The sequence below is a fragment of the Streptomyces sp. NPDC057287 genome, from assembly GCF_042667905.1.
Taxonomy (GTDB): domain Bacteria; phylum Actinomycetota; class Actinomycetes; order Streptomycetales; family Streptomycetaceae; genus Streptomyces.
The window spans coordinates 250821-269546 of sequence record NZ_JBHUYV010000005.1 but is presented as its reverse complement, the minus strand read 5'-3'; the positions used below and the strand labels follow the sequence as shown (position 1 = coordinate 269546).

The window sequence follows — 18726 nt, the reverse complement described above, 5'->3', positions numbered from 1 at the left end:
CGTGGGATCGCGAGACGCCGACATCGACTTCACCTTCACAAGCCCGACCTCCGTGCGCGTCATTCTGGACGCCCTTGCCGGTGCGGGGTGGTCCGTAGAGGTGTCCTGCGGGCGCGTCGAATACATGATCAACGACGCCGATGACACGTACGAGTGGCGCTACGGCATTCCCGATGACATCGGCGAAGTGGTGAAGCTGCTGGATGCCCTTGAGAACCTCGCGCACTCGGTGGCGGTCAACGTCCACCACCCGGCGGCGGACACGGGCGGCATGCTCATGTTCCTGGCCGGCCGCACGGACGTCTCCTTCGTGCCCTCCATCAACCGCCGGCGCATCCAGGCGGCACCGGAGTTCACCGATCTGGCCTGGTACCTGCACAGCCTTGTGCCCGCCCTCGTCGCGGTGGGGCTCGAAGGGTACGAGGCCAACGAGGTTCGGTACTGACAGGCCGGCGACATGGCCGAGCGACTGCGCCCGTCGACCTGGCGGCAGGGATGTGCAGACGGACGGTCCCCGGTGTGCGACGTGCAGCGTGCGGCGGTCCCCGGAGTGGTGCTCCGAGGACCGCCGCTGCCCGGGACGGACGGACTCAGAGCTGGACGGGCATGGACCAGCAGTTGGAGGTGGCCGTCTTTCCGGAGAGGCGATCGGTCAACCAGGAGATGGCGTCGCCCTGGTCGGTGATGAGCGGCACGAGGTGGTTGGTGAGGATCTTGTCGCCCAGGTTCGGGAGCACGATGGCGTCGTAGGTGACGTCGGCGCCCTTCTTGCACCAGTCAACGGCCAGCTGCCGGGCTTGGGTGTGGGGCACGATGTCGTCCTGGACGCCCGTCGCCAGACGTACCGGCCCGGTCGGCTTGAGCCGGCCGATGCGCTGCTTGTCCAGTGCGGCCTTCGCGAGGGGGTCGGCGGCGATGATGTCCCCGATGGACTTGCCGCTGGTGGTCCACTTGGTGCTCTTGGTGAAGCCGTAGCCGAAGAGCGCGTCGCCGACACACATCGTCGACGCGTCGGCCAGGGCCGCCTTGCCGGTCGGGCTGATGTTCGCGTCGACGACCGCGCGCAGGTCGGGGTCCGCCTGGGCGAAGCCGCTGATGGACCATGCCAGCGCACCGGCGAGCGCACTGCCGTCTATCCCCTTCATGACCGAGGTCAGATCCGCCGGAGGTGCGCCGGCGTAGGTTCCGGCCAGAAGGACGTCCGGGGCGTACGAGGACTGCAGTTCCGCGGCGGCGGCGCTGGCCCCGCCGCCCTGGCTGTAGCCGTACAGGCCGGTGCGGGACGCCGCCGTGACCGAGGCTCCGGGTACGGCCCGGGCTGCCCGGGCGGCGTCGAGCAGAGCATGTGCCTGGTCGACGCGATTGACGTAGGTGTGCAGGCGGTCGGTGGCGCCGAGGCCGACGTAGTCGGTGACGACGACCGCGGCCCCGGTCGAGAGGAGCCGGTAGATCGCCAGGGCCTCGTACCCCACGGACACTGTGTCACCGCTGAGGGTGAGCGGGTTCTGCAGGGCGAACGACGGCGCGCACTGGTCGCCCTGGCCCATGGTGCCGGAGGCCACCGCGACCAGGGGACGCGGTCCGGTGCCCTTCCAGGCGGTCGAGGGCTCGATGTAGGCGCCGGTGACGGCGACGCGCTGTCCGGCCGAGTCGGTCGACTTGTACATCAGACGGGTCGCGGTGCCGGGCATCGGACGGCCGTCGAGTCCGGGGATGCCGAGGCCGAGCGGCAGCGCTTCGGTACGTATCAACGCTCCGTTCGTGGACGGAAGTTCGGACGGCGGGGTGTAGAACGCGGGGATGGTCACCCCGCGGGAGACCACGGGTTCCGGCGCGGCGGCGGTGGCCGGGACCGCCGACATGCAGGCGCCGGCCGTGCCCGCGGCGACGATGCCGGCCAGCAGGCGCAGTCCCGCTCTGGTGCCCCGGCCGGTCGCCGCGACAGTGAGGGTGGAACGGGAACGGATTCTCTTGCGGCTCATGGTGTGCTCCTCGTCCGTCGTTCAGATGATGGTGTCGATGCCGTGGGCGGTGATGGCGTCCATCGCCCGTTCGGCCACAACGGCGATGGTCGTCGAGGGGTGGCACGCCCCGGTCGTGCCGGGGATCAGCGCACCGTCGAGGACGTAGGGGCCGCGCGGGCCCCGCACGCGCCCCTACAGGTCGCACACGGTGCCCATCGGAGCACCGCTCAGGGGATGCCGGGTGCTGTTCACCAGGGTGTTCGTGTCAGTGAGGACGCCGAGCCCCTTGGACACGCGGGTGACGCGCCGCCGGTGCGCGGGTGGACTTCTGCTCCACGACCCGGCCGGTGTCGTCGGTCCGGTCGACGGCCACCTCCCAGCGCCCGTCCGCCGTCCGCGCCTCGGAGGTGACGTTGTGGTGGGTTTCGACGGTCACCCTCCCGGTCGCCTCGGCCTGCCGGGGGTAGGTCACGTCGACGGAGTGCTTGCCGCCGTTGTCGACGCCGGGCGCACAGTCGCTGGAAGTGGGCATGAGCGGCTCCTTGAGTGGGATGGGGCGCCGTCTTGATCGGTGTAGCCGTCCGAGCTGCCCAGGCGTGCCCGATCGTGCTCGGATGTGGTGCCTGAGCTCGTGATTTGCGACTGGGTGCTCCAATTGCCGTGCACAGCAGTGCTGTTACTCGCCGGTCACTTACGGCAGAGTAGGTCTGCATGTCACTGAGAGACAAGACGTCAGCATGAGCCATTTTCGAATGCCTCGCTATGCTGCGACGGCAAGGACGAGATCCAGGGGGCGAGGGTGCACCAGGCGGCAACCGCGGTACGCGGACGAGGAGTCCGGGACGACGCCAAGCCGTCGCTCGCCGAACGGCGCAAGGCGGCACTCCGCTTCGAGATCGCCGGCGAGGCTGTCCGGCTGTTCGCCGCGCACGGCGTCACCGGCACGACGGGCGAGCAGATCGCCCGCGCCGTCGGCATCTCTTCCCGCACGCTGTGGCGTCACTTCCCCACCAAGGAGAGCTGCGTCCTGCCCTTGCTCTCCGCAGGGCTCGATGTGGCCGTGGACCAACTGCGCCACTGGCCGGCGGACACGAGCCTGTTGGACTTCACCACCAGATCCCTACGGACCGGCGAACTGCCCGACGTGGCCCCGGCCATCCTCGACCTGATCCGCATGACCACCACCGACCCGGCCCTGCGAACCGTCTGGCTCCAGGCCCATGACGACGCACTTCCCGTCCTGGCGCAACTCCTCGCCGAACGGTCGGGCAGCAGCCCCGACGACCTGCGAATCAAAGTGCACGCCGCAACTCTCAACGGTGCACTACGAGCGGCCGCGGAGGACTTCGCCCGCCAGTTCGCGGAGGATCCAGAAGCCGCGGGCAGTGAGATCGCCACGTGTCTCCTCGTCGCCCTGCGCGCCGCCTCAGAGGGGCTTCCCTACTGACTGGAGCCCTCCTCGGCGCTCCTGGGGTGGCCAGCCGCGGAGGAGCCGGTAGAAGTCCGGCCCTGCCCGTTGCCCCAGGTGTGGAACCCGGCTGTTACGGGCTGCTCCGGGACCGGGCCCCGACGGAGTGAACCTGGGTGACGTCGCCATGCACCGGCCGAGCGTGCTGCGATGCCCTGGCTTGCCGGTGAATGGACAGGTCCGCGCGTACGGCCTGCCTGCGCGAAGAGTGGGGACATCATGTCCACGGCCCCGCCCCGACCTCGGCGGGCCAGGTGCTCCATCGTGTTGTCGCAGGTCAGGATATGGCCGAGTCGATGAGGTGCTCCCGCGGCCGTGGGGGGCCGGTGCCTGGGCAAGATCCTTCCCGTTGCGGACGCGCCGCCCTCGGCACACTCTCTCGTCGTGGCGTCCGGCAGGCAGAACGGCCCATCGTCCGGTACACGCCGTCCGCACGAGTCGGTGCGGACGTCTGCCCCCTTTGCGGCCGGGTACTGTCACCTGCACCGCCTTCGGGACCGGTGCGAACGCAAACGCGTGGATGAACCGGACAGCGTGCAGGGCCGGACCGGCTCGGCGATCTCGACGCCCTTCCGGACCAGGAGTGCGACCGCCGTGACTGAGATCCACGGCCTGACACACCAGTGGAGAGGAGAGGGACGTGAACCAGCCGCCGATAGGAGCCGCGTCGGAAGAGCCCGAGCAGCAAGCGCTCTTCGGGTGGTCGGAGATCGCGGCGGAGCCTGACGGGCACTCGGCCTTCCGGGACAGCCCGGAGGCCCGCCGAATGCTCGACGTACGGGAGGTCTACGCGGAGCCCGCTGCCCTCGACTCCCCACGCGGCCGACAGATCATGGCCCGGCTGCCGGGAGTGCGCGTGACCGAGGTCGCGAGTCACTGGCGTATCCCCTCCCTCCACGGCAACGACGGCAACATCGCCCGCTGGGTCCGAATCAAGACCGAGACGCTCGTCCTCGGGGTGAAGCACACACTTCAGACGCGTCCCAACGGAAGGTCGGCCGACTGGATCGCTCCTGGCCCCTCCAACGGGTGCGCGATGGCCTGCGCCTACTGCTATGTTCCCCGTCGCAAGGGCTTCGCCAACCCCATCACGCTGTTCACCAACATCGAGGCGATCGTGGCCCACGTCCGCCGTCACGCAATGGCCCAGGGCCCCAAGATGGAGCCCAACCAATGCGACCCCCAGGCATGGGTCTACGACATCGGCGAGAACGGTGACTGCTCGGTCGACGCCCTGGTCTGCGACAACACGGCGGATCTCATCGCCGCCTTCCGCGGCCTGCCGACGGCGAAGGCTTCCTTCGCGACGAAGTTCGTCAACCCCGACCTGCTCGGGCTCGACCCCCAGGGGCGCACCCGCGTGCGGTTCTCCCTCATGCCGCCGGACGACGCCCGGCTGCTGGACATCCGGACCAGTCCGATCGCCCAGCGGATCGCCGCAGCGGCCGATTTCCTCGATGCCGGCTACGAGGTCCACCTCAATCTCTCGCCCGTCATCCTGCGCCCGGGATGGCAGCGGGACTGGGCCGACCTGCTTTCCCACCTCGACGACGTCCTTCCCGCACGCGTGAAGCAGCAGGCAGCGGCCGAGGTCATCATGCTGACCCACAACCAGTCGCTCCACGAGGTCAACCTGGGCTGGCATCCCCGCGCCGAGGAAGTGCTGTGGCAGCCCGCCGCCCAGGAGACCAAGCGCTCGCAGAACGGAGCCCTCAACGTCCGCTACTCGCTGGACATCAAACGGCGGTCATTGACGCAGATCCAACAACTGCTGGCGAAGCACACACCGTGGCTGCGCGTCCGGTACGCCTTCTGAGCACGAGCACGAGCACGAGCACGAGCACGAGCACGAGCACGAGCACGAGCACGAGCACGAGCACGAGCACGAGCACGAGCACGGCACGTGCCCGCCACGGCCTTCGGGCGACTTCGCCGCCCGGCCCCAGGGCCGATGGCCGGTGCCGCTCAGGGGGGAAGCCAGGTGAACGGGCAGAGGGGGCAGGATCCGGTCCCGGCACAGCACCATCTGTACGGCCGGCGGACCGTCGGCGAGCAGCCGCAGCAGGACATCCTCCGAAGAGGACGGATTGAGAGCCACCCCGGCGAGTCGGCGCGCGGGCAGATCAGTGGCCTCCCAGGTTTGCTGAGGCGTAGGCCTGCGCGAGAACCCCGTCTGTCGACCCGGCGCTCCGTGGAGCGTCGGGCCATGCCTTCATCGAACTGGACCGCTGCGGGCCTGAGGTCTTGTCAGCGATGCCGCCGGGGCGGGTAGCACGGCCCGATTGCCGAGCATGCCGGGAGTCCGGCTCATTCCGGGAGCGGTGACCGTGGTGGTTTTCGCCCGGAAGCCGAGGAGCGGGTGGGTCGCCGTTGTTTCCTGATCATTTTCATGTTGCCGGAGAACGGAGTGGGGCACGGCTCGTCTGGTTGCCGAGGACCTGGTGCGCGCGGTGGTGGCTGGGCAGGCTAGTTTGCTCACGTGAGTCTTCTTGATGATGTGGCAGAGCGGGACAACTGGCGGTGCTGGGTGTGCGACGAACCGGTCGACCCCGACATGTCGGTGAACGACCCGCGGGGTCCCAGTGTTGACAGCCGGACCGCCGACCGGAAGGCGAAGCTCGTCGAGCGGCTCGCGCACCGCGGGTGCAACACCCGCAAGGGTGCGGTCAAGGTGGTCATCGCCTGGCCGGACCACCTGTACGTGGCCGACCCCGCACCGCTGATCGCCGTCGCCGAGAGGCTGGAGCGCAAGGGGGGCCGGGAGATGGTGGGCCGTTGTCCGGACAGGGGGGACGCCCAAGAGGCGGCGGATTGGCTGGTCGACCGGTTCTCCCGCCTGGCCCCTGGGCTGCCGGTGACCGCCGGCATCGAGGCGGGCGGCGGCCAGTTCCTCATCGTCCTTTCCGCAGGCCGTCGCTGACCGCAGTTCGTCGGTGCACACTCGCCTCGTCGGCGGGCCGGGTCCTCCTGGTGGCCTGCCATCTCGTCAACCTCACGAGGCGGAGGTTCGCCCCGCTCTTCGGGATCTTCCCGGCCGCCGTCTGTCGGGGCATCCGGGGCCTGCGGCCGTTGCTCGCGATGGAGCCGGCCTGCGGCGCGTCGGGGATATCGAACGGTTGTGGATCGTGGCCCGCCCGATCCCGGTCCACGACCGGGCTGTTGCCACGTCCTCCCGGAACCATCGGCTCCCGGTGCACGTGGAGGTCATCATCAATGCGGACAGCGGCCTTGTGATCACCTCGGTCTGCACCGACCTCGGGAACAAAGCGGACGCCCACGCCTGGCGAGAATCGGACCCGCCCGCCATGGCGGCCGGGACAACGGTCATTGCGGACGGCGCCTCCCGGAGCGAGCCCCAGGCGGCGATCCGGCATGACCCGCTTGTGGTCCGGGACGGCCTTCGCTACCAACTGCCCCGGCCTGCCCTGCCTTTTGGACCCGTCGTGCAGGCATGAAGACTGTGCACATTTTATGGCCCGCTCAAGGGCTTGCGGCGACAGCCTTGCTCATCGGTGCGATCCCGGCGGCTGCCAGCGGCAGTGGCGAGCAGTGACCTTCTGGAAGACACTGAAGGAAGTGTTGACATTTTGAGGGCCTGAGTTAGTGTTCTGGATGTGCCAAGCAGTAATGCCGAGCTCACGGACATCGTCACGGTGTCTTCGGCAGGGGCACCGCGCCGGAGGCCGAAGCGGCCGACGTGCGCACCCTCGCCGCTGCTCGCTGCGGGCGGGGTGGCCTGCGGGACCTCGGTCGGCCGTCACCTCTGGTGGCGGATGGCATTCGAGGAACACGCCCGCATCGGCGAGACGGTTACAGCGACAGGACGGGGAGGGTGACGTGAGAAGGAGCGAGTCGATGACCGCAGCTCTGAAGCCTCGGTGTCTCCCCGGGCGCTTCCCTCTCCGCGCTGTCCCGATTCGACCACGTCGCTGCTTTACGGCAGTAGGCCCCGGCGCCTGACGGCCCGAGTGGCCCGAGCAGCCCGGGTGGCCCGAGCGGCCTGTCAGGCTGTCGTCTCCCGCCGCATCCCGTAGAACCACGGGACAGGCCGGGCCCTTGCCTCAGCTGTCCCGCGGCACCGGCACCACCACGGCCTCCGGCAGGTATGCCCCCGTGGTGCGGCCGATGCGCCGTACGACCTCTCAGCGTCCCGATCCCGAAAGCGGAGACCATGCTGCGCAGCGGAACATTCGCAGGACCCATCGTGGGCCTGCGCTTCGAAACCCCCACCTGTTCGGGCTCTACGGACGACGACGGCACGTTCGAATACCGGGACGGTGAGGTCGTCGTCTTCTCGGTCGGCGCGGTGCTGATCGGCGCGGCACGCGGGACGAAGCGGCTCACCCTCGCCCACATCGTCGCGCGAGTCGACGGCAACCCGGACAAACTCTCGGACCCCGGACTGACGAACATCGCGCGCTTCCTCCTGACGCTGAACCGGGACCTCGACGCGGACTGCGGCATCCATCTCACTCCGGAAGTCCACGCCCTGGTGGGCGACCGCCCCGTCGACTTCCGCTACGGTCTCGCCTCGCTGCCCGGAGGCCCCACGGACCCCGTACAGGCGTTCACCGACGATGCGGTGGTCGCGGAACTTCTCGACGACCTCAACGGGGCGAAGGTCTTCGCCGGCGCGGAGCCCCGAAAGCTCGTCTCGCCTGCAGCCGCACGCAACGAGGTACGCCGCAACGTTCTTGGCATCCGGCGCTTTCGCGACGTGAGAATCCCGTTGCGCAACGGCTCCTTCGTGTACGCGGACGTCTTCCGCCCGGACAGCGCGGAACCGGTTCCCGTCGTCATGAACTGCGGTGTCTACGGGCGGGCGTTCGTCCACCACTCCGTCGCGAGTGAGCAGGACGCCGAGCACCACGACCAGATGGAGGAGCGGTACTTCCGCGGCAACCCGGACGGTTACGAGTACGAGAACCACGAAAGCATCAACACGGAAGCCTGGATCCCGCGCGGCTACGCCCTTGTGCGCGTCGACAGTCCCGGCGCAGGCAAGAGCCCGGGGACCCTGGGAATCTGGGGCATCGACGAGGCGGAGGCGTACTACGACGCCATCGAATGGGCGGCGGCGCAGACCTGGTCGAACGGCAATGTCGGCCTGTGGGGCATGTCGTACTACGCGGTGAGCCAGCACGCGGTGGCCAGCCTCGAGCCACCGCATCTCAAAGCCATGATCGCCATCGGCACGGACACCGACCTCTACGAGGAGGTCATGTACACCGGAGGCATCCTCAACGAGGAGTTCTTCCCGGGGTGGTTCAGGTTCGGCGTCGTCCCCGCGATCTGTGGGGACGTCGACGCGAAGGACTTCCTTGAGATCGCGAGGGCCAACCCCTTCAGGGACTCCGACGTCTCAGCGATATTCGGACCCCGCTCCGAGGTCCTGATGAGCCCCGACCTCAGCGAAGTGACCGTGCCGCTGTGGACGGTCGCCGCGACCACCCATCCCGGCAACTTCCATCAGCTCGGCAGCAGCGAGACCTACCTGAACACCCCCACACCGAACAAGAAGATCGACTTCTGGGAGGACTGGTTCCTGAAGTCCTACTCGACCGCCTCCGTCGAGGACCACATGGCGTTCTTCGACCACTGGCTCAAGGGCGTCGACAACGGAATCATGGACAGACCGCCGGTCCGCCTGGAGATCCGGACCGGACGCGGCGGCTCGTACCTTCTGGAGGAGCACGAGTGGCCGGTCGCGCGCACCCGGTACGTGCGCTGGTACCTCGATGCCGTGCCCGGCGATCGCGCCGCCGGCCTGCCCTGCGACAGCGCCCTTCGCCTGGCGCGCACGCTGCCCATGGAGGACCGCTCCGTCGTCTACTCCGCCGAGGTGGATCCGACCCTGCCCCACATCCCGCCGCCGAGGGGTGAGGGCTCCGAGGCCAGTGCGCCGTGCGCTCCCGGCGCCACCTTCGTCAGCGAGCCGCTGGAGGAGGACACCGTGCTCGCCGGATACAGCAAGGCGGTGCTGTGGATCGCCAGCACGAGCGAGGACATGGACATCTACGTGGCCGTGCGGGTGCTGGATGCGCAGAACCGCGAGGTCGACTACTGCGGGCCGGCTCTGATCCCCGGCATCTCCACCCGGTTCTACCCACTGGCCAAGGGATGGCTCAAGGCGTCGCACCGCGTCCTGGACACCGGGCGGTCCACCGACTACCGGCCCAAGCACACTCACCTGCGCGACGACCACGCCCCGCTCCGGGACGGCGAGATCGTGCCGGTGGAGATCGAGATCATCCCCAACACCGGGCTGGTGCGGAAGGGGCATCGCATCCGCGTGGACATCCAGCCCTACACGGGCGTCGGACACGGAATGCGCCACGCCTACGACCCGAGCTATCACGACGGCGCCCTGAACACGATCCACACGGGCCCGAACCACCCGAGCTACGTACAGCTTCCCGTTCTTCCCGCCCGCGAGTCCTGAGAACGGCCGCGTACACCGCGGCGATCCGGCGTACGACCAGCCGCCTTGCCACTGCCGCCGCTCCGGGCAGCCCAGTTCTGCCCTCTTCCATTGCCAGGCATTCATCCTCAGCGAGGGGACGACCATGAACATCGACGAACTGAGCTCCCGAGCTCACATCCACGACGCCCTGCTGCGCTACTGCCGCGGCCTGGACAGGGTGGACATGGACCTGGTGCGCAGCGTCTTCCACGAGGACGCCTGGGTCCAGTTCCCGGCAAGCCTCCACATCGGCCCCGTGTCCGGATTCATCGACTTCCTGACGGGGGAGATGCCGCGCTTCGTACGGACCATGCACTCCCTGGGGAACAGCCTCATCGAGTTCAACGGCCCCGACATCGCCCACGTCGAGACCTATCTCCAGGCCGACCACCAAGGCTCCGAGGTCCACCAGTGGAAGGGTGAGACGGTCAAGCTCTGGGCCCGCTATCTCGACCGCTTCGAGCGCCGCGACGGGACGTGGCTGATCGCACGCCGCCAGCTGCTCGTCGACTGGATGCACAAGTATCCCGCAGACGGCTGGTTCGACGACCACCCCGACGCGTCGGTTGGCCGCCGCGATGGCTCGGACCCCTCCCTCCGTCCGGTCGCCGGATTCGACGCAGTGCCGGTCCCGGACGACAACTGGCCCTCCTGACCTGCTCCCGGCCACCGCCGCAGGAGCAGACCGCCGCGTCACGAGCGGCAACTCGACGCCGGGCACATCCGGCGGCTACGGACACGAATCACGAGAAAGTCGCGAGGGCCATGGCTATGGACAGCAGTGCGAACGGGCGTCAGCCGCAAGCTCAGGAGATGGTCGAACGGATCGAGAAGCTCCGGCCCTGGCTTCGCGGGCAGCAGCCGGAGGCGGAGCGGCAGCGCCGCATCCCCCAGGAGAGCATCGAAGCCCTCGACGCGGCCGGTGTCTTCGACCTGACCACGCCGAAGCGTTACGGCGGCGCGGATTTCACGACGCGGGAGCTGCACGACATCTATCGCGCTCTCGGGTCGGGATGCGGGGCGACCTCGTGGGTGGTCTGGGCGGCGGCAGGGGGGAATCTGTGGAGCTTCTCCTTCCCCGACGAAGTGATGGCCCCGGTGTACGTCTCTCCCTGGGTGGGGAACCGCACCTTCGCGCTGGGAGGCACGAGCCGACGGATGTCGGGCACCGCACGGCGGGTCGACGGCGGCTGGATGGTCGAAGGGAAGTGGCCCTTCGCCACCGGCAGCGTCCACGCCTCCCACGGCTATCTCGCCGTCTTCTACGACCCGGACGACGACACGAAGGTCGGCATGGTCCTCGTTCCGAAGGATTCGCTCGTTGCGCTCGACGACTGGGATTCCATGGGACTCGCCGCCACCGGCAGCCAGACCGTGGCGACCGACGGCGAGCTCTTCGTACCCGACACGCGGTTCAGCACTCCCGCCCTGCTCGCGTCGCGGATCGAGGAGCTCACCAGCGAGGGCCTCGGGCCGCGGCGCGGAGGGCTCGCCCGTTCACTGGTGACGGGCACGGGCACCGCCCTGGGCATGGCCGAAAACGCGATGGAGATCTTCCTCGGCGCGCTGGGGAAACGGACCATCCCCTACTCGCCGTACGCGAGCCAGGCCATCGCTCCCATCACCCACCTCACCGTCGGGCGGGCACACAGCCAGATCCGTGCCGCGGGCCTGGTGGCCGACGCCGCGGTCAGCGCGTTGGACGAATGCGAGCGCCTGGCCGTGAACCCCACGGACAGTCAGGTTCTCCAGTTCCACACCGACGCCGCCTACGTCTGGGACGCCTGCGCCTCCGCAGTCGAAACGCTCTTCCACGCCTCCGGGGCATCCGGGATCACCAAGCGGAGTCCTCTCCAACTGATTGCCCGGAACCTCCGCGCCGGCAGCTTGCACGCCGCCCACACCATCGACACCTGGATGGAGAACATCGGACGGGATCTCTGCGGAATCACCCCCGCACCGACGTTCACGAGCGTCCTCGAACGCAAGTCATGAGAGACGCCGCCCGCACCGTTGACCGCTCCGGGGCCCCCGGCCGAGCTCACCGCGCCGGAGAAGCCGGAGACGGACATCGTGCGGGCGGTCGCTGGGCCGGCACGTCCGGTACCTGGGGGGTGTCCTTGCCAGTGTCAGCGTCCTCATGGCCGTTCCTCTCGGGTCTGTCGAGACCGACGCCCCCGAACCTGGAAGTGCAACCCGGCTTGAGGCTGGCGGGTTCATGAAAACCCCGTCGGCGACAAGATCGCCCGCCGAGCCGCGCGTAGCCTCGCGGCTGCTCATGTTCTGTGTTCTCGTCCTCGTCGGGGCGGACAGGTCGGCGGGTCACGCTGGGGTCGTGTGCCCTCGCGCGGCGGTGCGGGCGGCGAACTGAACCGGCCCAGGCAGACGAGGTAGGTGTGCTTCAGGAGGGAGACGCGGGCGACGTCCCCGTCCAGGACGTGCGCCGTCCGGTGCGGTAGACGCACGCGGGGCGGGGAGACACCGCGGATATTGCGTCTTCCGGGCATGGGGGGGGGCGGTTCGTCAGATGATGCGGGGGACGGTCTCGTTGCGGTTGGTGGACCAGTTGGTGACGATGGGCTTGTCGACGGTGGCCGTGTCGGGGAGTGCGAGCTCGGCGGGGTCGGGGTCGTCCTCCGTGGTGGCGATGATGACGTTCTCGAACTCCTTGCCGCCGTCGCTCTCCGTGGTCTTGGGGTTGATGCCGGTGTACGCGACGGCGGAACCGGTCAGCTTGATGGGATCTTCGCCGCCCTGTCCGACGGGTGAGGCGACGCCGTCGGCGCCGGAGCCGAAGGAGACGCTCGGGGTGTTGACGTCCAGGTAGCAGGTGATGCCGGACTTGGCCTTGGCGGTGACCAGGTAGTATCCGCCGGCCTGGGACTCCGCGGTGACCGTGAAGTCCAGGTCGTTGGTGCCGCAGGACTGTCCGTAGCCGCTCTTGCTGCCGCTGCCGCTGTCGCCGGAGTCGCTCTTGGCGCTGGTGCTGCTGGCATCCGATCCACTGGACTTGGTGCCGCTGGCGGAGGGGGTGTCGCTGCTGCTGCCGGCCGAAGGGGCGGTGGTGGAAGGAGCCGCGGAGCTGCCCGTGTCCGCGGTGTCTTCGGGTCCGCACGCGGTCGCGGTGGCGGCGAGGGCTGTCACCGTTGCGGCGGCCAGTACGAGACGGGTGGAACGGGCGACGAGACGCGAGCGCATCATGATCTCCAGCTGCTGTGGTGGATTGCGGCACTTCCTGCTGACACCTACGACACTAGGGCCGAGGCGATCTTGAAATCATTGCGTGACTGTCCGGGTTCTGTCTCAGCGAATCGGTTCCAAGAAACGGCTCTGGATTCAGCGATGGAAGCTCAGGGGCCATGAGTGTGACGACCGGTCCGCCAGTTCGCCGACCTCGCCGCGGGGCTCGGCGGCGGGAGCCTGCGAGGTGTGCTTCTGACGGCTGCGAGACATCACGCGACGGCGCCGAGCTGGAGCGTGCCCGCGGCAAAGACGTGTCGGAGCCAGGCCAGTGGCAGGTCGCTCGTCGAGGCTGACGTGCCTCTATCATCGGCCCTGCACAGCACTGGGCGGTGGCACCCGCGCCGCACCGCACAACATGGGGCAGTGGCACCCGCACCGCACCCCATGGCCCGGCGGCCCGAGGTGGTCGCGGACATCGGTGGAGGACAGGGAAGATCGATATCGAGGCCCTGCCGGTGGCCGAACGTCTTGGTGGCTTCCGGTGAACGATTCTGCGTCGGAGCCCGGCAGCGTTTTCGATGTCGCGCGGAGCTGGGACGCGCGTGCCGACCTCTACCTTCAGCTCTTCCGGCACGAGTGGGACAGCAAGCCCTTCGACCGGGCGGTCCTGGCCGAGTTCGCCGGGCGGGTCGGCGGTGGGGGCAGGGTCTGCGACGTCGGTTGTGGCCCTTGCGGCAAGGTGACGGCCATGCTTGTCGAGCGCGGGCTCGATGTGCTGGGTATCGATCTGTCACCGCGCTGCATCGAGTTGGCCCGCCGCGAGGAGCCCGAGTGCCAGTTCGAGGTGAGGGATCAGCAGGACGTCGGGCGAGCCGTGCAAGGCGGTCTGCTGGACGGTTTGGTCTCGTACTACTCGCTCCATGACCGGCCCAAGAGGGAGTTGCCCAGCACGCTGGCCGCGTGGGGTGAGGCCATCCGCCTGGGCGGCCAGCTCCTGATCGTGGCGAAGGAAGGGACCAGCGACGGAGTCGTGGGCGATCCACTGGGCACCGATCACCGGGTCTACTGGGCTGAGTTCACCGCGCAGGAACTCTGCCGTGCAGCCGAGGCCGCCGCGTTCCAGGTCGATGACGTCACGGTCCGGGAGGCGTACGCCGACGAAATCAGCACGCGGCGGATCTATCTTTCCGCGACACGACTCGCACGGGCATGAGCAGCCGCTTTCCGTCAGTGCCGGGTGCGCGAGCCGTGGACCGTCCCGAATCAGTGGTGTCCGACCTGTGGCCCCACGCGAGGCTGGGCCTCCCCGGATCTGACCGGAAGACGCACTATTTTGAAAGCTGTCCGTTTCCGATCTCAGCTGACGGGCAGTCGGCCCGGGGATCGTAGGCACGCGAGGGAAGGAACCCACTCCATGTCCGCCGAACTCTCCGACGACCTGAAGAAGCTCATCGACGACAGCCCGGTCTTCGCGACCGTGGCCACGATCCAGCCGGACGGCAGCCCGCAGCTGTCGATCACCTGGCTCGCCCGGGACGGGGACGACCTGCTGTTCTCCACGACCGTCGGGCGCCGCAAGGAGAGGAACCTGCGCATCGACCCGCGGATCACCGTCATGATCAATCCTCCGAACGCGCCGTACACCTACGCCGAGGTCCGTGGCTCGGCCACGCTGACCACCGAGGGCGGACAGGAGCTGATCGACGCGCTGTCACGCAAGTACACGGGTAAGGAGTACGCGGACTTCAATCCGGCGTCGAAGGACGACGCCGACCGTGTCGTCGTCCGCCTCACCCCGCGCAAGGTCGTCGGGTCGATCTGACGCGCGCCTCGCCCCCAGCCGTGGTGGTCCTGGCTCCCCCGTAACCAGCCGTCCCTGCTGTCCTCGGCCTTCTGCTCACCCGCACCAGCTGCAGCGAACCGCGCGGGGGTGCTCTCACCGGTCCGCTGTGGGCTGCGCTGTTCCCGCCGAGAGTGGTGTGCCTGAAGAGGCGGTCGGTTCGGAGTGGTGGCCGTGCCGGTCCAGGCGGCCGCCGACCACGGCGAGGCCTACGCCGGCCAGGGCCAGGGCCGCTCCGGCCAGGGTGGGTGAGGCCCACCCCCAGCCCGCCGAGATGACCAGGCCACCCAGCCAGGCACCGCCCGCGTTTGCGAGGTTGAAGGCCGAATGATTCGAGGCCGCAGCCATGGTCGGCGCGTTCTTCGCCTTGGCCATCAGCAGCATCTGCACGGGCGTGGTGATGAGCGCTCCCATCGCCCCGATGAAGACGACGGTGATGAGCGCGGGCACTGTGCTGTGCACGGCGAAGTAGAACACCACCAGTGCTGCGGCAAGAAGAGCGAGGCCGGCGTGCAGGGTCGGCCGCAGAGCGCGGTCGGTGAGCGGTCCCGCGATCAGTGTGCCGACCGTCATCCCTACGCCGTACAGCGCGAGGACCAGGGTGGTGGAGGAGTCCGAGAGGCCCGTCAGGTGCGTCAGCATGGGAACCAAGTAGCTGTAGACGGCGAAGAACCCGCCGAATCCCACCACGGCTGTGGCCAGCCCGAGGACGACCTGCTTGTTGCCCATCGCCCGCAGTTCGTGTCGGACTCCGGACTGCTCACCGCGCGGCTGATGGGGAACGGTGACCGCGAGTGCCGCGAGGGCTATGAGCCCGATGACAGCGACGGCGTAGTAGGCGGACCGCCAGCCCAGGTGCTGGCCCAGGGCTGTGCCGGCGGGCACGCCCACGATGTTCGCGACGGTGAGTCCGAGGAACATCTTCGACACGGCGCGGGCCTCCCGTCCGGGAGCCACCAGCCGGGAGGCGACGACGGCGCCCACGCCGAACAGCGCCCCGTGCGGCAGACCCGCCACGAAGCGGGCGGCGAAGAGCGTCCCGAAGTCGGGGGCGAGCGCCGACGCGGTGTTGCCCACGATGAACAGTCCGGACAGAAGCAGCAGGAGCCGTTTGTGCGGTATCCGCGCACCGATGCCGGTGAGCACGGGGGCGCCGACGACGACGCCGAGTGCGTACGCGGAGACGAGGTTGCCTGCGTGAGGCACGGACACGCCGACCCCGTCAGCGATCTGGGGCAACAGCCCCATGGTGGTGAACTCGGTCGTGCCGATGCCGAACGCAACGACAGCCAGGGCCAGCAGAGCCAGCGGCATGATGGAGAGGGACCTTTCGGAGGAGGAGAAGGAGGGAAAGGAAGAGGAGGAGCCGGTGAGATTGTCCCATCGCGCTGTGCCCTCCCGGTGGACCGGTCTTGCAAAGTGGGACGGCCCCGAGCGGACGCGCGCGGTGCCGGGGTGGCGGTCTCCGGTAGGTGGTGCGGGACAGGTGGCACGGCGAGGGCGACGGCGGCGACCAGGGCATCACGGACCAGTGCACAGCCGGCGGGGGCCACCACGGCTTGCGAGGCGGACGGCGAACCCGCCGAAGACCGCCATCCCCCCGAGAGCCATGCCGCTGACGACCGCGCGGCCAGGGATCTGATGACTTCCAGGACAAATGGGGGCACGGCAGTCAGTTGATCGCTGACGCCACGGGCGGCATCTCCGAGAAGGCCGCCGAGTCGGGACGGGTCCACCAGCACGTGGAAGACGGGATCGCCGCGACGGTGCGGCGCCGGCCAAGTCGCCGCTGCGGTCTACGGATGCTCCGGGGACTGCTCGGCGGCCCCGCGTCGGCCGGTGCCGACCAGCCCTGTCTCGTAGGCGACGATGACGGCCTGTACACGGTCACGGAGTCCGAGCTTGGCGAGGATGCGGGCGACGTGTGTCTTGACGGTCGCTTCGGCCAGGTGGAGGCGGGTGGCGAGTTCGGCGTTGCTCAGCCCTCGGGCCAGCAGGACGAGGACCTCCAGTTCGCGCGGGGTGAGCGAGGCGAGGTCGCGGTGGAGGGCGGCGGTGTCGCTGCCGCGCTGGGCGAAGCGCTGCACGAGGCGTCGGGTGATGGCCGGGGCGAGGAGGGCGTCGCCGGTACGGACCGTGCGTACGGCTGCGGTCAGATGCTCGGGGGTGACGTCCTTGAGGAGAAAGCCGATGGCCCCGGCGGACAAGGCCGCGTAGACGTATCGGTCCAGGTCGAAGGTGGTCAGGATGATGACGCGGGGTGTGTGGGGGGCGCCGGTGAGGATGCGGCGGGTCGCCTCCAGTCCGTCCATCTCGGGCATCCGGACGTCCATGAGGACCACGTCGGGACGTGTGCGGCGGACCGCCTCGACCGCTTCGGCTCCGTTGGCCGCCTCGGCGACGACGTCAATGCCGTCGACTCCGAGGATCAACCGGAATCCGGTGCGGACCAGGGTCTGGTCGTCGGCGAGGAGCACGCGCAGCGGCTCGGTCACAGTGTCTCCACGGGGATCAGGGCCTCCACACGGTAGCCGCCGGTCAGGCGCCGGCCGGTGTTCAGGATTCCGTCGCAGACGGCGAGGCGCTCGCGCAGCCCGATCAGGCCCCGGCCGTTGCCGACGGGTGCGTTCGCGCCCGGGTGCCCACCGGTGTCGGTGACTTCCACCCGAAGCCGTTCGGAGCCGTATTCGACGGTCACGGAGGCGGTGGCGCCGGACGCGTGCTTCACGGTGTTGGTCAGGGCTTCCTGGACCACGCGGTAGGCGGCGAGTTCGAGCCCGGGCGGGAGAGGGCGGGGCGGGCCGGTCACGGTCAGGTCGACGGCCAGCCCGGTGTCCCGGACCCGTCCTACCAATGTTTCCAGCTGGTCCAGGCCGGGTTGCGGGGCCAGCTCCGGCGTATCGGCCAGGTCTGCATCTCGGTCCGTCCCCTCGCCCTCGTCGGCCATGGTGAGCAGCCCCATGACGTGACGCAGCTCGGTCATGGCCGCCCGGCCGCCCGCCTCGACGGCGAGCAGCGCCTCGGCGGCCTGCTCGGGGGAGATCTGCATGATCTTGCGGGCCGCGCCGGCCTGGATGATCATCATGCTGACGTTGTGCGTGACGACGTCATGCAGCTCACGGGCGATCCTCGCACGCTCGTGCTCGACGGCCCGGCGCAGCGCCGCGTCCTGTTCGCGTTCCAGGGCGGAGAGCCGGGTGCGGCCCTCGGCGGTCCGCAGTTTCCAGTTGCGCAGACCGACGGCGGCCATGGCCATCGGGGCCAGGATCAGCAGGGCGACGTATTCATTGGGGACGATCGGTGTCACCGAGTTCCCGGAGGTGCTGACCAGAGCGACCGCAACCGGAAGCGCCGCCAGGGTCGCCACCCGGTACGGGCTGTACACGGCGGCGCTGTAGACGGCGATGACGAACGCGTAGAAGGTCAGCCGCGATACGTCGTACGGGGTGAGCAGAGCCGCGGTCGTCACGAGGCACAGCACGGCGAGCGGGTAGCGGCGGCGCAGCGCAAGGGCACCTGAGGCGATGAACGCCAAGGTCACCATGAAGGCCATGCCGCCGGGACCGGACGGGCGCGGCATGACGTGCTCGACGCCGGGTGCGATCTCACGCACCACGACGTTGTCGGCGTTGTCGATGCCGTAGTAGACGGTGGCGATGCCCACGGTCAGTGCCACCAGCGTGTCGAACTGCCAGGCGCGACGGGTGGGCCGCAGCGGTGGACCGCTCGGAACCCTGGCATCGCGGACCGTCCGGCGGACGCCTTCCCGCAGCCGCTCCGACGTCGTACGTATATGCATCACCGGTTC

Annotated in this window: 16 protein-coding genes; 9 read left to right on the top strand and 7 right to left on the bottom strand. The window is 69.1% G+C overall.

Annotation, left to right across the window (positions count from 1 at the left end):
• Nucleotide 1: 1 nt before the first annotated feature.
• Complete coding sequence (locus ACFUNE_RS11945; protein ID WP_383565369.1) at nucleotides 2-445, top strand: hypothetical protein; 444 nt, start codon at nucleotides 2-4, stop codon at nucleotides 443-445.
• Between the two features lie 145 nt (nucleotides 446-590).
• On the opposite strand, the gene ACFUNE_RS11940 is transcribed toward ACFUNE_RS11945, so the two are convergent.
• The 3 genes from ACFUNE_RS11940 to ACFUNE_RS11930 all read right to left on the bottom strand — a co-directional run bounded on the left by ACFUNE_RS11940 (nucleotide 591) and on the right by ACFUNE_RS11930 (nucleotide 2496).
• Nucleotides 591-1982, bottom strand: a complete 1392-nt coding sequence (locus ACFUNE_RS11940; RefSeq protein WP_383565367.1) for a lipase family protein — start codon at nucleotides 1980-1982, stop codon at nucleotides 591-593.
• 21 nt (nucleotides 1983-2003) lie between these two features.
• Nucleotides 2004-2150 carry a hypothetical protein gene (locus ACFUNE_RS11935; RefSeq protein ID WP_383565365.1) on the bottom strand — a complete coding sequence of 49 codons (147 nt, stop codon included), beginning with the start codon at nucleotides 2148-2150 and terminating at the stop codon, nucleotides 2004-2006.
• 79 nt (nucleotides 2151-2229) lie between these two features.
• Complete coding sequence (locus ACFUNE_RS11930; protein ID WP_383565363.1) at nucleotides 2230-2496, bottom strand: hypothetical protein; 267 nt, start codon at nucleotides 2494-2496, stop codon at nucleotides 2230-2232.
• A 267-nt stretch (nucleotides 2497-2763) separates the two neighbouring features.
• Here ACFUNE_RS11930 and ACFUNE_RS11925 point away from each other — a divergent pair, with 267 nt between their 5' ends.
• From ACFUNE_RS11925 to ACFUNE_RS11900, 6 genes are all read left to right on the top strand, one after another.
• Nucleotides 2764-3411, top strand: a complete 648-nt coding sequence (locus ACFUNE_RS11925) for a TetR family transcriptional regulator (RefSeq protein ID WP_383565361.1) — start codon at nucleotides 2764-2766, stop codon at nucleotides 3409-3411.
• A gap of 661 nt (nucleotides 3412-4072) precedes the next feature.
• Nucleotides 4073-5248 (top strand): spore photoproduct lyase family protein, encoded by a 1176-nt coding sequence (locus tag ACFUNE_RS11920; RefSeq protein ID WP_383565359.1) that lies wholly within the window; start codon nucleotides 4073-4075, stop codon nucleotides 5246-5248.
• A 663-nt stretch (nucleotides 5249-5911) separates the two neighbouring features.
• Nucleotides 5912-6352 (top strand): hypothetical protein, encoded by a 441-nt coding sequence (locus tag ACFUNE_RS11915; protein ID WP_383565357.1) that lies wholly within the window; start codon nucleotides 5912-5914, stop codon nucleotides 6350-6352.
• Between the two features lie 1284 nt (nucleotides 6353-7636).
• Nucleotides 7637-9874 carry a CocE/NonD family hydrolase gene (locus ACFUNE_RS11910; RefSeq protein ID WP_383565355.1) on the top strand — a complete coding sequence of 746 codons (2238 nt, stop codon included), beginning with the start codon at nucleotides 7637-7639 and terminating at the stop codon, nucleotides 9872-9874.
• A 124-nt stretch (nucleotides 9875-9998) separates the two neighbouring features.
• The gene (locus ACFUNE_RS11905; RefSeq protein ID WP_383565353.1) at nucleotides 9999-10550 is read left to right on the top strand and encodes a nuclear transport factor 2 family protein; all 552 of its coding nucleotides are present in this window, start codon (nucleotides 9999-10001) and stop codon (nucleotides 10548-10550) included.
• Between the two features lie 116 nt (nucleotides 10551-10666).
• Nucleotides 10667-11890 carry an acyl-CoA dehydrogenase family protein gene (locus ACFUNE_RS11900; protein WP_383565351.1) on the top strand — a complete coding sequence of 408 codons (1224 nt, stop codon included), beginning with the start codon at nucleotides 10667-10669 and terminating at the stop codon, nucleotides 11888-11890.
• A 528-nt stretch (nucleotides 11891-12418) separates the two neighbouring features.
• Here the strand turns inward: ACFUNE_RS11900 and ACFUNE_RS11895 are convergent.
• On the bottom strand, nucleotides 12419-13093 hold the full coding sequence (locus tag ACFUNE_RS11895; RefSeq protein WP_383565722.1) for a hypothetical protein: 675 nt from the start codon (nucleotides 13091-13093) through the stop codon (nucleotides 12419-12421).
• A 526-nt stretch (nucleotides 13094-13619) separates the two neighbouring features.
• Here ACFUNE_RS11895 and ACFUNE_RS11890 point away from each other — a divergent pair.
• Nucleotides 13620-14291 carry a class I SAM-dependent methyltransferase gene (locus tag ACFUNE_RS11890; protein ID WP_383565349.1) on the top strand — a complete coding sequence of 224 codons (672 nt, stop codon included), beginning with the start codon at nucleotides 13620-13622 and terminating at the stop codon, nucleotides 14289-14291.
• Nucleotides 14292-14492: 201 nt separating this feature from the next.
• Entirely contained in the window at nucleotides 14493-14900 is a 408-nt protein-coding gene (locus ACFUNE_RS11885) for a PPOX class F420-dependent oxidoreductase (RefSeq protein WP_383565347.1), read from the top strand.
• Nucleotides 14901-15014: 114 nt separating this feature from the next.
• Here the strand turns inward: ACFUNE_RS11885 and ACFUNE_RS11880 are convergent, their stop codons facing one another.
• The 3 genes from ACFUNE_RS11880 to ACFUNE_RS11870 form a co-directional block, all read right to left on the bottom strand.
• Nucleotides 15015-16232: an MFS transporter gene (locus tag ACFUNE_RS11880; RefSeq protein WP_383565345.1), complete on the bottom strand. Its 1218-nt coding sequence runs from the start codon at nucleotides 16230-16232 to the stop codon at nucleotides 15015-15017.
• Nucleotides 16233-16714: 482 nt separating this feature from the next.
• Nucleotides 16715-17413, bottom strand: coding sequence for a response regulator (locus ACFUNE_RS11875; protein ID WP_383565343.1), 699 nt, complete (start codon nucleotides 17411-17413; stop codon nucleotides 16715-16717).
• Entirely contained in the window at nucleotides 17410-18717 is a 1308-nt protein-coding gene (locus tag ACFUNE_RS11870) for a sensor histidine kinase (protein ID WP_383565341.1), read from the bottom strand. The genes ACFUNE_RS11875 and ACFUNE_RS11870 overlap by 4 nt, the downstream gene beginning before the upstream one ends.
• Nucleotides 18718-18726 lie beyond the last annotated feature (9 nt).